Raw genomic sequence first — 16,380 nt, forward strand, 5'->3', positions numbered from 1 at the left:
AAATGAGGTCTTTAGAAAAGGAGTTTCAAAGATAACTATTTTGTAGAAAAATGACTATCATTTGTGTATGTATTTTCTGTCTCAAAAACTATATACTGAACATGAAACTTGTTTGAAAGAGGAAACTGCACGATGATTTATTCGAAAGAAATTGTTAGAGAATGGCTGAACGAAGTAGCGGAGCGGGCTAAGGACCATCCCGAGTGGGTGGATGTCTTCGAGCGTTGCTATACAGATACCTTGGACAATACGGTTGAAATCTTAGAAGATGGCTCAACTTTTGTCTTGACTGGGGATATTCCTGCCATGTGGCTTCGGGATTCGACAGCCCAACTTAGACCCTACCTTCATGTGGCTAAAAAAGATCCTCTCTTGCGTCAGACCATTGCAGGTTTGGTCAAGCGTCAGATGACCTTGATTCTCAAGGATCCGTATGCCAACTCCTTTAACATTGAGGAGAACTGGAAGGGGCACCATGAGACTGACCACACAGACCTTAACGGCTGGATTTGGGAGCGTAAGTACGAGGTGGACTCGCTTTGTTATCCTTTGCAGCTGGCTTATCTCCTTTGGAAAGAGACTGGCGAGACCAGTCAATTTGATGAGACTTTTGTCGCAGCGACCAAGGAAATTCTTCATCTGTGGACAGTGGAACAAGACCACAAGAACTCTCCTTATCGTTTTGTCCGTGATACGGACCGCAAGGAAGATACTCTGGTAAATGATGGCTTTGGACCTGACTTTGCAGTGACAGGTATGACCTGGTCAGCCTTTCGTCCGAGTGATGACTGCTGCCAGTATAGCTATTTGATTCCGTCCAATATGTTTGCCGTAGTCGTATTGGGGTATGTGCAAGAAATCTTTGCAGAACTAGACCTAGTTGATAGCTCAAGTATCATTGTAGACGCTAAACGTCTGCAAGCTGAAATCCAAGAAGGCATCGAAAATTACGCCTACACAACTAACAGCAAGGGTGAAAAGATTTACGCCTTTGAAGTGGATGGCCTAGGAAATGCTAGCATCATGGATGATCCAAATGTACCGAGTCTGCTGGCTGCGCCTTATCTGGGCTATTGCGACATTGAAGACGAAGTGTATCAAGCAACACGTCGTACCATTTTGAGCCCTGAAAATCCATATTTCTACCAAGGTGAATATGCTAGTGGGCTCGGAAGTTCTCACACCTTCTATCGTTATATCTGGCCCATTGCCCTTTCTATCCAAGGCTTGACAACAAGTGATAAGGCAGAGAAGAAATTCTTGCTGGATCAGCTGGTTGCTTGCGATGGGGGCACAGGTGTCATGCATGAAAGCTTCCATGTGGACGACCCAACTCTCTACTCTCGTGAATGGTTCTCTTGGGCCAACATGATGTTCTGCGAGTTGGTCTTGGATTACCTAGATATTCGCTAGTCAGTTCTTTAGTTAGATAGAAATAAAAATTTAAGTTAGAATGAGGTTTTACTTCATGGAAAATGTTGTTGTACATATTATCTCACATAGTCACTGGGACCGTGAGTGGTATCTGCCTTTTGAAAGCCATCGGATGCAGCTGGTGGAATTGTTTGACAATCTTTTTGATCTCTTTGAAAATGACCCTGAGTTCAAGAGTTTCCACTTGGATGGACAAACTATTGTCCTGGATGACTACTTGGAGATTCGCCCTGAAAATCGCGACAAAGTCCAACGTTACATTGACGAAGGCAAACTCAAAATTGGTCCCTTTTACATTTTGCAGGATGACTACTTGATTTCAAGTGAAGCCAACGTCCGCAATACCTTGATTGGTCAAGCAGAATGTGCAAAATGGGGCAGATCCACTCAGATTGGTTACTTCCCAGATACCTTTGGAAATATGGGACAAGCTCCTCAAATCCTTCAAAAATCAGGCATTCACGTGGCAGCTTTTGGACGTGGTGTGAAGCCGATTGGATTTGACAACCAAGTTCTCGAAGATGAGCAGTTTACTTCCCAGTTTTCAGAAATGTACTGGCAGGGTGCAGACGGAAGTCGTGTCCTCGGTATCCTCTTTGCCAACTGGTATAGTAATGGGAATGAAATCCCAGTTGATAAGGATGAGGCCCTAACTTTCTGGAAACAAAAATTGTCAGACGTGCGTGACTACGCTTCGACCAATCAATGGTTGATGATGAATGGATGTGACCACCAGCCTGTACAGCGAAATCTGAGCGAAGCTATTCGTGTAGCCAATGAACTCTTCCCAGATGTGACTTTTGTACATAGTTCCTTTGATGACTATGTCCATGCAGTAGAAAGTGCTCTACCAGAGCAGTTATCAACGGTTACAGGTGAGTTGACCAGTCAGGAAACAGATGGCTGGTACACGCTTGCCAATACTTCTTCATCACGCATTTACCTCAAACAAGCCTTCCAAGAAAATAGCAACCTCCTAGAACAAGTAGTGGAGCCATTGACTGTCATCACTGGTGGGCACAACCATAAGGACCAGTTGACCTATGCTTGGAAAGTCCTTCTACAAAATGCGCCACATGACAGTATCTGTGGCTGTAGCGTGGACGAGGTTCACCGTGAGATGGAGACACGTTTTGCCAAGGTTAACCAAGTCGGAAACTTCGTTAAGACCAACCTTCTCAACGAGTGGAAGGGCAAAATCGCAACCCACGAAGCGCAAAGCGACCACCTATTTACCGTTATCAACACAGGCTTGCATGACAAGGTTGATACAGTCAGCACCGTGATTGATGTAGCGACTTGTGATTTCAAAGAATTGCACCCAACAGAAGGCTACAAGAAAATGGCAGCCTTGACCTTGCCAAGCTACCGTGTCGAAGACTTGGAAGGACATGCTGTAGAAGCGAAAATCGAAGATCTGGGAGCTAACTTTGAGTATGATTTGCCAAAAGATAAGTTCCGTCAGGCTCGCATCGCTCGACAAGTGCGCGTGACAGTACCTGTTCATCTGGCACCACTTTCTTGGACAACCTTCCAATTGCTCGAAGGAGAACAAGAACACCGTGACGGTATTTACCAAAACGGAGTGATTGATACGCCATTTGTAACGGTCAGTGTGGATGACAATATCACAGTCTACGACAAGACAACTCATGAAGCTTATGAGGATGTTCTTCGTTTTGAAGACCGTGGTGACATCGGAAATGAGTACATCTATTTCCAACCAAAAGGAACAGAGCCTATCTACGCAGAACTCAAAGGCTGTGAAGTCTTGGAAAATACAGCACGTTTTGCCAAGATTTTGCTCCAGCATGAATTGACAATTCCAGTAAGTGCAGATGAAAAACTGGATGCGGAACAGAGGGGCATCATCGAGTTTATGACGCGTGAAGCTGGACGTTCAGATGAATTGACAACCCTTCCTCTGGAAACAGAGATGACCGTCTTTGTTGACAATCCACAAATTCGTTTCAAGACTCGCTTTACTAACACAGCCAAGGACCACCGTATCCGTCTCTTGGTTAAGACTCATAACACTCGTCCAAGCAATGACTCTGAAAGTATCTATGAGGTGGTGACAAGACCAAACAAACCAGCTGCTTCTTGGGAAAATCCTGAAAATCCACAACACCAACAAGCCTTTGTCAGCCTTTATGATGATGAAAAAGGGGTGACGGTGGCCAATAAAGGATTGCACGAGTATGAAATCCTTGGAGATGACACCATTGCAGTGACCATTCTTCGTGCCTCAGGTGAGCTAGGAGACTGGGGTTACTTCCCAACACCAGAGGCTCAGTGCTTGCGTGAGTTTGAAGTCGAGTTTGCGCTTGAATGCCACCAAGCAGGGGAACGTTTCTCAGCTTTCCGTCGTGCCAAAGCCTTCCAAACACCATTCACTGGTCTTCAAGTTGCTAAACAAGAAGGAAGTGTGGCAGCGACTGGTAGTCTCTTGAGTCACGCGGCACTTAGCTTACCACAAGTTTGCCCAACAGCCTTTAAAGTGGCGGAAAATGAAGAAGGATATGTCCTCCGTTACTACAATATGAGCCAAGAAAATGTTCGCATATCAGAACACCAACAAACCATTTTGGACTTACTTGAGCGACCATATCCCGTTCATTCAGGACTCTTAGCACCACAAGAAATTCGTACAGAATTGATCAAAAAAGAAGACATTTAACAGTTTTAAAGTGTTTGATAACTAATACTATGAGATAGAAAGGAGGGGCGAAAGAGTAAGGGCTAACTGCTGATTCGCCCCTTTTTACGGTAAAGAACAATGACCATTGCAACTATTGATATCGGAGGGACTGGGATTAAGTTTACCAGTCTGACTCCTGATGGAAAGATACTAGATAAGACAAGTACACCGACACCAGAAACCCTAGAAGATTTACTGGTATGGCTAGACCAACGTCTGTCGGAGAAAGATTATAAGGGCATTGCCATGAGCGTTCCAGGCGCGGTCAATCAAGAAACAGGTGTGATTGAGGGAATTAGTGCCGTACCTTATATTCACGGTTTTTCTTGGTATGAGGCCCTTGCTCATCATCAGCTGCCTGTCCATCTAGAAAATGATGCCAACTGTGTTGGACTTAGTGAACTGCTGGCTCACCCAGAGATTGAAAATGCAGCCTGTGTCGTGATTGGGACAGGGATTGGCGGAGCTATGATTATCAATGGAAAACTTCACCGTGGTCGCCACGGCTTGGGAGGAGAGTTTGGCTACATGACAACTATTGCACCAGCTGAAAAACTCAACAACTGGTCGCAACTAGCGTCAACTGGAAATATGGTGCGCTACGTGATTGAAAAATCTGGTCAGACTGACTGGGATGGTCGCAAGATTTACCAAGAAGCTGCAGCAGGCAATGCCCTTTGCCAAGAAGCGATTGAGCGCATGAACCGTAATCTGGCGCAAGGCTTGCTCAATATCCAGTATCTGATCGATCCAGATGTCATTAGTCTGGGAGGATCTATTAGTCAAAATCCAGCTTTTATCCAAGGCGTCAAAAAAGCTGTCGATGAATTTGTCGAAACCTACGAAGAATACACGGTCGCACCTGTTATCCAAGCTTGCACCTATCATGCAGATGCTAATCTCTACGGTGCCCTTGTCAACTGGCTACAGGAGGAAAATCAGTGGTAAGATTTACAGGACTTAGTTCCAAGCAAACGCAAGCTATTGAAGCATTAAAAAATCACATTTCTCTGCCAGATGTAGAGGTAGCTGTCGCTCAGTCTGACCAAGCCTCTATCTCTATCAAGGGTGAAGGTGGACACTATCAACTAACCTATCGAAAACCTCACCAACTTTACCGTGCCTTGTCCTTGTTAGCAACAGCTCTAGTAGAAGGTGACAAAGTAGCGATTGAGGAGCAGGCGGCTTATGAAGATTTAGCCTACATGGCTGACTGTTCTCGAAATGCAGTTTTGAATGTCGCTTCTGCCAAACAGATGATTGAGGTCTTGGCTCTCATGGGCTACTCAACCTTTGAGCTTTACATGGAAGACACCTACCAGATTGAGGGACGGCCTTACTTTGGTTATTTCCGTGGCGCCTATTCAGCAGAGGAGTTGCAGGAAATCGAAGCCTACGCTAAGCAGTTTGATATGACCTTTGTCCCATGCATCCAAACCTTGGCCCACTTATCAGCCTTTGTCAAATGGGGTGTCAAAGAAGTGCAAGAACTCCGCGATGTAGAAGACATTCTCCTTATTGGCGAAGAAAAGGTTTATGATTTGATTGATGGCATGTTTGCCACTCTATCTAAACTGCAGACTCGCAAGGTCAATATCGGGATGGATGAAGCCCACTTGGTTGGCTTGGGACGCTACCTCATCTTGAACGGTGTTGTAGACCGTAGTCTCCTCATGTGCCAACACTTGGAGCGTGTACTGGATATTGCAGACAAGTATGGTTTCCACTGCCAAATGTGGAGCGATATGTTCTTTAAACTCATGTCAACAGATGGCCAGTATGACCGCGATGTGGAAATTCCTGAGGAAACGCGTGTCTACCTAGATCGTCTCAAAGACCGTGTAACCTTGGTTTACTGGGACTATTATCAGGATAGCGAGGAAAAATACAACCGCAATTTCCGCAACCATCACAAGATTAGCCAAGATATTGCCTTTGCAGGTGGGGCTTGGAAGTGGATTGGGTTCACACCCAACAACCATTTCAGCCGTCTTATTGCTCTTGAAGCCAACAAAGCCTGTCGTGCTAATCAGATAAAAGAAGTCATCGTGACGGGTTGGGGGGACAATGGTGGAGAAACTGCTCAGTTCTCTATCCTACCAAGTCTGCAAATCTGGGCAGAACTCAGCTACCGCAATGACCTAGCCCGTTTGTCTGCACACTTCAAGACCAATACGGGTCTATCCGTTGAGGACTTTATGCAGATTGACCAAGCTAATCTCTTGCCAGACCTACCAGGCAATCTCAGCGGGATCAATCCCAACCGCTATGTCTTTTATCAGGATGTTCTCTGTCCGATTCTTGATCGACACATGACACCTGAACAGGACAAACCCCACTTCGCTCAGGCAGCTGAGACGCTTGCTGCTATCAAAGACAAAGCAGGCATCTACGCCTATCTCTTTGAAACTCAGGCTCAGTTGAATGCTATTTTAAGTAGTAAGGTTGATGTTGGACGACGCATTCGTGAAACTTATAAAGTCGGTGACAAAGTCAGCTTGCAGCAAATCGCCAGGGAAGAATTACCAAAACTCAGAAGTGAGATTGAAACCTTCCACAAACTCTTTAGTCAACAATGGCTGAAAGAAAACAAGGTCTTTGGTTTGGATACGGTTGATATCCGTATGGGCGGACTCTTACAAAGGATCAAGCGAGCAGAAAGTCGCATCGAGGCTTATCTGGCAGGTCAGATTGACCGCATCGAAGAATTAGAAGTCGAAATCCTTCCATTTAACGATTTTTATGGAGACAAGGACTTTGCAGCCACAACAGCCAACCAGTGGCACACCATTGCGACCGCATCGACGATTTATACGACTTAATACTCTTTGAAAATCTCTTCAAACCACGTCAGCTTCGCCTTGCCGTATAGATGTTACTGACTTCGTCAGTTTTATCTGCAACCTCAAAGCAGTGCTTTGAGCAGCTTGCGGCTAGCTTCCTAGTTTGCTCTTTGATTTTCATTGAGTATAAAAACAAGAACAGTTTCCCTTGTTCAGAGTGTTTCTCGTGAAACCTATTTCTTATAAAAAAACTTCTCCACATAAAATAATTTGTGGAGTTTTTTCTATAATTAGTAGTTTAACCTGACCTTCAAATAGGAGTATACTAATAATGTAATCGTTATCAAACCTAAAAATTCGATGAAATCAGTTTTTAGGAATAAAAAGGGAGGAAATTATGAAAAAGTTTTCAAAGACCTTGAGAGATAACTGGATTTTTCTCTTGATGGTTTTACCAGGGGCACTCTGGTTGATTCTATTCTTTTACATTCCAGTATTTGGGAATGTGGTCGCCTTTAAAGACTACCATATGACCAGTAATGGTTTCATAGATAGTATTGTGAATAGTAAATGGGTCGGGTTAGATAATTTCAGATTCTTGTTTAGTTCAAAAGATGCCTTTATCATCACTCGAAATACCGTTCTTTATAATCTCGGCTTTATCTTTATCGGTTTGATTGTATCAGTAGGGATTGCCATCATCCTCAGCGAGCTTCGCTCTAAGAGAATGGTTAAGATTTTCCAAACGTCTATGTTGTTCCCTTACTTCCTGTCATGGGTTATCATCAGTTTCTTTACAGATGCCTTCCTAAACATTGATAAAGGGGTGTTCAACCATTTTCTAACATCCATTGGCATGAAGGAAGTCAACTTCTACGCTGACTTAGGCATTTGGCCATATCTTCTCCTTTTCCTAGGTATTTGGAAAGGATTTGGATATAGCAGTGTCATGTACTATGCGACGATCATGGGAATTGACCCAACCTACTACGAAGCAGCAACAGTGGACGGGGCTAGCAAGTGGCAACGAATTCGCAACGTAACCATTCCTCAGTTGACTCCACTTGTGACAGTTTTGACCATTCTTGCAGTCGGAAATATCTTCCGTGCAGACTTCGGTCTCTTCTATCAAATCCCCCACAATGCTGGTCAGCTTTACAATGTAACCAACGTTTTGGACGTATATGTCTTTAATGGTTTGACTCAGACTGCAGATATCGGTATGGCTTCAGCAGCCGGTCTTTACCAATCCGTAGTCGGCTTGATACTGGTTATCCTATCAAACTTGCTTGCAAGACGAGTCGATCCAAACTCAGCTTTGTTCTAGAAAGGAGGAGAATATGGCAGAAAAGAAAATTAAAAAAGAAAAAATCGATAATGTCGGCATTCACTCCTTCAGTAAGAAAGCAGATATCTTCTTTAGTATCATCTCTGGTTTGATCGCTCTTTCTTGTATCTTGCCCTTTATCTTCGTTATCATCATTTCGGTGACAGACGAAAAGAGCATCCTCCAGTATGGATATAGCTTTTTCCCTTCGAAGTTTGGTGTAGATGGATTCCAGTTCTTGGCTCAGTTTAAAGATAAGATCCTCCAAGCGCTCTTTATCTCAGTTTTTGTAACCGTAGTTGGAACAGTGACCAATGTCTTCATCACAACCACTTATGCCTACGCCATCTCACGTACAACCTTTAAGTACCGCAGATTCTTTACAATCTTCGCTCTTCTTAGTATGTTGTTCAACGCTGGTTTGGTACCAGGCTATATCGTGGTCACTCGTTTGCTTCAACTCGGTGATACAGTTTGGGCCTTGATTGTTCCAATGCTTCTCTCACCATTCAACATCATCTTGATGCGTTCCTTCTTCAAGAAGACCATTCCAGAAGCTATTCTAGAATCCGCTCGTATCGATGGTGCCAGTGAAGCTCGGATCTTCTTCCAAATCTGTTTGCCCTTGTCACTTCCAGGTATCGCAACCATCACGCTTTTGACAGCTCTTGGTTTCTGGAACGACTGGTTCAACGCCCTTCTTTACATCAAGAGTGACAACTTGTATCCATTGCAATATTTGCTCATGCAAATTCAGCAAAATATGGACTACATTGCAAAAGCAGTCGGCCTATCTGGCCAACTGGGAGTTGCTCTACCGAAAGAAACAGGTCGTATGGCCATGGTTGTTGTTGCAACCCTTCCAATCGCGATTCTGTATCCATTCTTCCAACGCTACTTTGTTAAAGGGTTGACGATCGGTGGTGTCAAAGAATAGCACTTGCTGAGAAACACTGTTTCTCCCTTCCCAACTTCATCATAGCGATTGAAGTTAAAAATCATTAAATCGTTTATAAGTTTAAAAATAAAAAAAGGAGTTTTTATCATGAAAAACTGGAAAAAATATGCTTTTGCATCTGCTAGCGTAGTCGCTTTGGCTGCTGGTCTTGCTGCTTGTGGAAACCTTACAGGTAATAACAAAAAAGCTGCTGATACTGCTTCAGGTGAAAAACCTGTAATCAAAATGTACCAAATCGGTGACAAACCAGACAACTTGGATGAATTGCTAGAAAATGCAAACAAAATCATCGAAGAAAAAGTCGGTGCTAAATTGGATATCCAATACCTTGGATGGGGTGACTATGATAAGAAAATGTCTGTTATCACATCATCTGGTGAAAACTATGATATCGCATTTGCATCTAACTATGTCGTAAATGCTCAAAAAGGTGCTTATGCTGACTTAACAGAATTGTATAAAAAAGAAGGAGCAGAGCTTTACAAAGCACTTGACCCAGCTTACATCAAAGGGAACACTGTAAACGGTAAGATCTATGCAGTACCAGTTGCAGCTAACGTTGCATCATCTCAAAACTTTGCCTTCAACGGAACTCTTCTTGCTAAATACGGTATCGATATTTCAGGTGTCACTTCATACGAAACACTTGAGCCAGTCTTGAAACAAATCAAAGAAAAAGCTCCAGATGTAGTACCATTTGCGGTTACGAAGAACTTTATCCCATCTGATAACTTTGACTACCCAGTACCAAACGGACTTCCATTTGTTATCGACCTTGAAGGAGACACTACTAAGATCGTAAACCGTTACGAAGTGCCTCGTTTCAAAGAACACTTGAAGACTCTTCACAAATTCTATGAAGAAGGATACATTCCAAAAGACGTAGCAACAAGCGACACTTCATTTGACCTTCAACAAGATACTTGGTTTGTTCGTGAAGAAACAGTAGGACCAGCTGACTACGGTAACAGCTTGCTTTCACGCGTTGCTAACAAAGACATCCAAATCAAACCAATCACTAACTTTATCAAGAAAAACCAAACAACACAAGTTGCTAACTTTGTTATCTCAAACAACTCTAAGAACAAAGAAAAATCAATGGAAGTGTTGAACCTCTTGAACACGAACCCAGAACTCTTGAACGGTCTTGTTTACGGTCCAGAAGGCAAGAACTGGGAAAAAATTCAAGGTAAAGAAAACCGTGTACGCGTCCTTGATGGCTACAAAGGAAATACTCACATGGGTGGATGGAACACTGGTAACAACTGGATTCTTTACATCAACGAAAACGTTACAGACCAACAAATCGAAGATTCTAAGAAACAATTGGCAGAAGCTAAAGAATCTCCAGCGCTTGGATTCATCTTTAACACTGACAATGTGAAATCTGAAATCTCAGCAATTTCTAACACAATGCAACAATTCGATACAGCTATCAACACTGGTACTGTAGACCCAGATAAAGCTATTCCAGAATTGATGGAAAAATTGAAATCTGAAGGTGCCTACGAAAAAGTATTGAACGAAATGCAAAAACAATACGACGAATTCTTGAAAAACAAAAAATCATAAGAACGATTGATTTCGTGTATTCATTCCTAATTCCTAAAAATGTGATCACTGCCTTCCTTAGTTCTCTAGGGGAGGTAGTGATTTTTAGGATGTAAAAATGAAAAGAGTGGTTCTGAGGGTTTATACGATGTGATACACATACATCTATAGAGGATTTATAATGAAAAAATATCGCCTTCTTTTCAAAATGAGTGCTGTCTTCTCTTACCTATTTTTCGTATTTGGCCTTTCTCAGCTGACGCTTATTGTCCAAAACTATTGGCAATTTTCTTCCCAGATAGGCAATTTCTTCTGGATTCAAAATATCTTGAGTTTGCTATTTATCGGAGTCATGATTTGGATTCTGGTTAAGACATGCCATGGTTATCTCTTTCGCATTCCAAGAGAAAAATGGCTTTGGTATTTGATTTTGACGGTATTAGTGGTAGTGCTCCAGATCTCTTTTAATGTTCAGACAGCTAAACATGTTCAGTCAACTGCTGAAGGTTGGGCTGTATTGATTGGTTATAGTGGGACTAACTTTGCCGAGTTAGGTATCTATATAGCCCTGTTCTTTCTGACTCCACTGATGGAAGAGTTAATCTATAGAGGATTACTGCAACACGCCTTTTTTAAAGATTCGAGATGTGGTCTTGATTTGCTTCTTCCGTCCATTTTGTTTGCTCTCCCTCATTTTTCAAGTCTGCCTAGTCTGTTAGATATTTTCGTTTTTACAACATCTGGAATCATCTTTGCTGGTTTGACCCGCTATACCAAGAGCATTTATCCATCCTATGCGGTGCATGTGATCAATAATATTGTAGCTACCTTGCCATTTTTACTGACTTTTTTACATAGGGTGTTTGGGTAAAATATTAGCATGAGAGTTAAGAATTATAGTCTTTCAATTTATAAGCGAATTTCAGGAGTGAAACGAGTATGACACCATTAAAATGGTTTGCTGGAGGAAGTGAAAGACGTTGTGAAGCGATGACCATCATTGATCATCTATTGGAAGATATAAAGGTTGCGCCTCAACTTACTCCCCTGAAAAATCAGTTAGTGATTTATCAAAAACGATTAAAGGACGATGGAACCTCTACTCCATTTATTCTGAGCCAAATGAACGTTGACATCTCACGTGTGTTGATTGATAACAAGCTGGGTTTGTCAGAAAGTCAAGCTAAGCAAATCAAAAAATTGAGAGAATTATCTGCGATTCGCTATGGTTACTGATGAAGTGCAGTGGTAGGTCTCTCTATATAATTTTCGGTCAAATAAATTGCATTCGTTTTCTCAAGTGGGTATACTAGAATAGTTGAATGAAAAATTCTGAAAATTTAAGAATAGAAAAGAGAACAAATCTTATGGCAAAAGATATTCGTGTCTTACTTTACTACCTTTATACTCCAATTGAAAACGCAGAGCAATTTGCGGCAGATCACTTGGCTTTCTGTAAATCAATCGGTCTCAAAGGCCGTATCCTAGTCGCTGACGAGGGAATTAACGGAACCGTTTCAGGTGACTACGAAACAACTCAAAAATACATGGACTACGTTCACAGCCTCCCAGGAATGGAAGACCTCTGGTTCAAGATTGATGAAGAAAGTGAACAGGCCTTCAAGAAGATGTTTGTTCGCTACAAGAAAGAAATTGTCCACCTTGGTTTGGAAGACAACGATTTTGACAATGACATCAACCCACTTGAAACAACGGGTGCTTACTTGTCTCCGAAAGAGTTCAAAGAAGCCCTTCTTGACGAAGATACAGTGGTTCTTGACACACGTAACGATTATGAGTACGATCTAGGACACTTCCGTGGGGCTATCCGTCCAGACATCCGCAACTTCCGTGAGTTGCCACAATGGGTTCGTGACAACAAGGAAAAATTCATGGACAAGCGTGTCGTGGTTTACTGTACAGGTGGCGTTCGCTGTGAGAAATTCTCAGGTTGGATGGTTCGTGAAGGCTACAAAGATGTCGGCCAATTGCACGGAGGAATCGCAACTTATGGTAAAGACCCAGAAGTTCAAGGTGAGCTTTGGGATGGGAAAATGTACGTCTTTGACGAGCGTATCGCAGTCGATGTCAACCATGTTAACCCAACCATCGTAGGGAAAGACTGGTTTGATGGAACACCATGTGAACGCTATGTCAACTGTGGAAATCCCTTCTGTAACCGTCGTATCCTAACATCAGAAGAAAATGAAGACAAGTACCTTCGTGGATGCTCACACGAGTGCCGTGTTCACCCACGCAACCGCTACGTCTCAGAAAATGAATTGACACAAGCAGAAGTGATCGAGCGTCTAGCAGCTATCGGTGAAAGCTTGGATCAAGTCGCTACTGTATAAAGCAAACAGCCCTTAGGGGCTGTTTTTCTATGTTTTTTCTCTAAAAATCTAAAATTTGTTTCTGTATCTTTCAGGAAAATAGGTTATACTGTATGTAAACGATTTCAAAGGAGACCAGTTATGGCGAAAACATTTTTTATCCCAAATAAAGATAGTATTCTAGGACAACAGGAGGTCTTGACTGCCAAGTCCATCTTGGCCTTGGTGGAGGGCTTGGAGTCACACAGTTATGATGCGGTCTATCTCCGTCAGCCCCTCAATCGTCTCGAGTATATCGAGTGTGGGATTGTAGGCCAGTCGCAATTTCTCTTCAAGGTGAACTATGCGGATAGCCGAAAAGGTTATCAAGTGGTGATTCCAGACTTCCTTACTAGAGCAGACTGGGAGATTGTAGAAGCTCTCCTCCAGGCCCTATCGAGCAAGTTGGGGCAAGTGGTAGAAGGGCTAGAAGACTTTGACTTTGAAGCTTATTTCCGACAAACGGTCAAGCAATATTTAGCGGATAAGGCGGTTCGTTTAGTATATTGCCAAGGGCTCTTGTCCCCTATCTATCTCAACAAGGAATACCTCGAGAGCTTTTTGGCTGAGGATGGATTGGCACGTTTTGAAGAGCTGGTCAAGAAGGTTCAAGGTTCTGATGCCTACCTTGCCAGTGTGAAATTTTACCCAGATACTCAAGGAAAGGTGCACGGTATCTATCACCTAGCCCAGGGAGTCAAGACAATTTTACCAAAGGAACCCGTTGTACCAGTGCCTTATACCGAGCAGCTGGCAGGCAAGGAACTTGTTTGGGAGATTGACCTAGTGAAGATTTCTGGTGATGGCTCAAAAGCAGAAGACTATGAAGCCATCGCTCGCTTGGATTATGAAAAATTCCTAGAGTCACTACCAAAAGCATTTTACCAGCAATTAGATGCCAATCAATTAGAAGTACAAGCCATTTTGGGAAAAGATTTTGAGGAATTGGCACAAGAAAAGTAAAGCAGGTCAACTGCTATTTAGCATGCGAAAGATAGTTTAGCTTAGTTAGGTTTTGTAATGTGAAATTTCAAAAATTGCTTAGTTCAATGAAAAATAGTATAATATAACAAAAAATAGAATATTGTTCGTTAAATAATGATCAGGAGATCTTAAGATGGATATCAAGAAGGAAGTAGGTAAAAGAATCCGAATGTTGCGAGAGATGAAACATATCACTCGTGAAAATCTTTGTGATGATGAAACTGAGATAACGGTGCGCCAATTAGCACGGATTGAATCAGGGCAGTCTTCCCCAAGTTTATCCAAGGTAGAGTATATAGCTTACAAACTAGGTTGTCCAATTTCACATATAGTAGATATGGATCATATGATTTTACCTTCAGAGTACTTGATAGTAAAGGATAAACTTATTAAGTTTCAAACTTATGGAGATGATGACAGAATTCATATTAAAGAAGAGTTGTTTGAAAGAGTTTACGAACACTATTATGACAGCTTACCTGAGGATGAGCAGATTGCAATCAGCGCCTTACAAGCTAGTTTTGATGTCTTTGTAAGTGAGGATGCAGGGTTTGGAGATGCTTTGCTTGATGAGTATTTTGAACAAGTAAAGATAAGAAAAAATTACTCGGTGAATGATTTGCTCTTGATAAAGCTGTATTTTGGTTCGTGTTTAGCAAGACCGACTGAGTATCATCATGAACTATTTTGGGAACTTTCTAAAAAACTTCTGAGAGAAACAAATTCATCCGATTTAGAGACAGCCTATATGTTAAAGAGAACGGTGCTTGATTCTTTAGCTGTTCAATGGATGGAAAAATCTTACTCCACTTTTGAGCCTTATGTTAAGGCGATGAACACGCTGATGATTTTATCGCAGGATTTTCAAAACAAGCCAATTGTTGATATGCTAGATGCTATGTGTACCTTATTTCATAAACAGGATAAGGAAAAAGCTATCCACTTATATGATAGAGCTGTTATTTGCGCTCAAGCATTTGGAGACTCAGTATTAGAAGCGCGTATATTGAGAGAAAAAGAAAAAGATATAAAAACTTTTGAGGAAATGAAGAGCTGACATGACATTTTTGTCATGTTTTTTTGTTTTTGAAAGCGTTAAACTAGAGATGTAATGAAGGGTTAATTGAGTTATTCAGAGTAGGAGGAAGTGATGGAGAATCTTAGTATCTCGCTAGAGACTTTTACACAGACTCGCCACAGTTTGGTGTTTCGAAATAACACGACTGAGCAAAAGTTGGTAGAGATAGTGATAAATAACGAAGTCTTTCGCCTAGCTATTTTAGATGCAGGCGAAGAGCGAGTTTTAATTCTGCCTGAAGAAGTTACAGATGTTAGGAATTTTGGGATTTCAGAGGTGGAGGATAATTCATGAAACCAAAAGATATAATAAAGGAGAGAAACGATGAATCGTGTGATTTTAAGTCTTAAAAATATCGCTAAAACATATGGGAAAGAACAGGTTCTTCATAATATTTCCTTTGATATTGAGCAAGGAGAAATATGTGGTCTTATTGGCGAAAATGGTGCTGGAAAGACAACATTAATGAGAATTCTCCTAGGACTAATTCGAGCTGATAAGGGAGAAATCGAGAGTGTTTCGCAGCATAAGATTGGCAGTATTATCGAATCACCTGCCCTCTATCCAAACTTGACTGGACGTCAACACCTGCAATATTACAAGACAAGATTTGGTTTAAAGACAGATATCACAAAAATGTTGGAATTGGTTCACTTGCCTGAACCGTCATGGGATCGAAAAGTAAAAAACTATTCCCTTGGAATGAAGCAGAGGTTATCGATTGCGATTGCGCTGTTGGATAATCCAGAGCTTATTATCTTAGATGAACCCGTGAATGGTTTAGATCCTCAAGGGATTTCAGATTTAAGAAAAATGATTTTGAATTTAAGGGATCAGTTAGGAGTTACTTTTTTAATCTCAAGCCATATCCTATCAGAGTTGGAGTTTATAACCGATAAGTATATCATCATGAAAAAGGGAAAAATTCTAAATGTGATGAGTTCAAAAGAGCTAGCGAATGATTTATCTGAAAAAATTTTCCTAAAGACAAGTGATAATCAGATTCTAAAAATATTTTTAGAAGAAGAGGGCATTATCCATTTTGAGCAGGATGACTATCTGGTTGTGACAGAAAAGGAGAGGTTAATGGCTATCTTGGAATATAGTATTGGTTCAAATCTAGTGATACAGGATATTTATATTAAGAAGGAACGCTTTGAGGACTACTATTTGCGTAATATTATCTGATGAT

The 16,380-nt window shown here is 41.7% G+C and carries 14 protein-coding genes; all 14 read left to right on the plus strand.

Translation table 11 applies throughout. The features are described 5' to 3' along the window. Nucleotides 1-132: 132 nt before the first annotated feature. The 14 genes from KIH88_RS00505 to KIH88_RS00570 all read left to right on the plus strand — a co-directional run bounded on the left by KIH88_RS00505 (nt 133) and on the right by KIH88_RS00570 (nt 16,376). A complete protein-coding gene (locus KIH88_RS00505) occupies nt 133-1,413 on the plus strand; it encodes a glycoside hydrolase family 125 protein (RefSeq protein ID WP_213988621.1) in 1,281 nt (426 codons plus the stop codon). A 55-nt stretch (nt 1,414-1,468) separates the two neighbouring features. Then, nucleotides 1,469-4,114, plus strand: coding sequence for an alpha-mannosidase (locus tag KIH88_RS00510; RefSeq protein ID WP_213988620.1), 2,646 nt, complete (start codon nt 1,469-1,471; stop codon nt 4,112-4,114). Nucleotides 4,115-4,213: 99 nt separating this feature from the next. Then, nucleotides 4,214-5,083: an ROK family protein gene (locus KIH88_RS00515; RefSeq protein ID WP_213988619.1), complete on the plus strand. Its 870-nt coding sequence runs from the start codon at nt 4,214-4,216 to the stop codon at nt 5,081-5,083. Further along, complete coding sequence (locus KIH88_RS00520; protein ID WP_213988618.1) at nt 5,077-6,957, plus strand: beta-N-acetylhexosaminidase; 1,881 nt, start codon at nt 5,077-5,079, stop codon at nt 6,955-6,957. The genes KIH88_RS00515 and KIH88_RS00520 overlap by 7 nt, the downstream gene beginning before the upstream one ends. Nucleotides 6,958-7,315: 358 nt before the next feature. Then, entirely contained in the window at nt 7,316-8,245 is a 930-nt protein-coding gene (locus KIH88_RS00525; RefSeq protein ID WP_000714584.1) for an ABC transporter permease, read from the plus strand. Between the two features lie 13 nt (nt 8,246-8,258). Then, a complete protein-coding gene (locus KIH88_RS00530; RefSeq protein ID WP_000818344.1) occupies nt 8,259-9,182 on the plus strand; it encodes a carbohydrate ABC transporter permease in 924 nt (307 codons plus the stop codon). Nucleotides 9,183-9,290: 108 nt separating this feature from the next. Further along, on the plus strand, nt 9,291-10,775 hold the full coding sequence (locus KIH88_RS00535; protein WP_049477589.1) for an ABC transporter substrate-binding protein: 1,485 nt from the start codon (nt 9,291-9,293) through the stop codon (nt 10,773-10,775). Nucleotides 10,776-10,935: 160 nt separating this feature from the next. Beyond that, the gene (locus tag KIH88_RS00540; RefSeq protein WP_213988617.1) at nt 10,936-11,625 is read left to right on the plus strand and encodes a CPBP family intramembrane glutamic endopeptidase; all 690 of its coding nucleotides are present in this window, start codon (nt 10,936-10,938) and stop codon (nt 11,623-11,625) included. Nucleotides 11,626-11,693: 68 nt separating this feature from the next. After that, nucleotides 11,694-11,990, plus strand: coding sequence for a bacteriocin immunity protein (locus tag KIH88_RS00545; protein ID WP_213988616.1), 297 nt, complete (start codon nt 11,694-11,696; stop codon nt 11,988-11,990). 131 nt (nt 11,991-12,121) lie between these two features. After that, nucleotides 12,122-13,108: an oxygen-dependent tRNA uridine(34) hydroxylase TrhO gene (gene trhO, locus KIH88_RS00550; protein WP_001030023.1), complete on the plus strand. Its 987-nt coding sequence runs from the start codon at nt 12,122-12,124 to the stop codon at nt 13,106-13,108. A gap of 120 nt (nt 13,109-13,228) precedes the next feature. Beyond that, nucleotides 13,229-14,089 carry a DUF4299 family protein gene (locus tag KIH88_RS00555; protein WP_213988615.1) on the plus strand — a complete coding sequence of 287 codons (861 nt, stop codon included), beginning with the start codon at nt 13,229-13,231 and terminating at the stop codon, nt 14,087-14,089. A 154-nt stretch (nt 14,090-14,243) separates the two neighbouring features. Continuing rightward, nucleotides 14,244-15,167: a helix-turn-helix domain-containing protein gene (locus KIH88_RS00560; protein WP_213988614.1), complete on the plus strand. Its 924-nt coding sequence runs from the start codon at nt 14,244-14,246 to the stop codon at nt 15,165-15,167. A gap of 93 nt (nt 15,168-15,260) precedes the next feature. Continuing rightward, nucleotides 15,261-15,482 carry a hypothetical protein gene (locus KIH88_RS00565; RefSeq protein WP_000429447.1) on the plus strand — a complete coding sequence of 74 codons (222 nt, stop codon included), beginning with the start codon at nt 15,261-15,263 and terminating at the stop codon, nt 15,480-15,482. A gap of 30 nt (nt 15,483-15,512) precedes the next feature. Then, nucleotides 15,513-16,376 carry an ATP-binding cassette domain-containing protein gene (locus KIH88_RS00570; protein WP_001082444.1) on the plus strand — a complete coding sequence of 288 codons (864 nt, stop codon included), beginning with the start codon at nt 15,513-15,515 and terminating at the stop codon, nt 16,374-16,376. Nucleotides 16,377-16,380: the final 4 nt, after the last annotated feature.

The sequence above is a fragment of the Streptococcus oralis genome, from assembly GCF_018448765.2.
In the GTDB taxonomy this organism is placed as follows: domain Bacteria; phylum Bacillota; class Bacilli; order Lactobacillales; family Streptococcaceae; genus Streptococcus; species Streptococcus oralis_BM.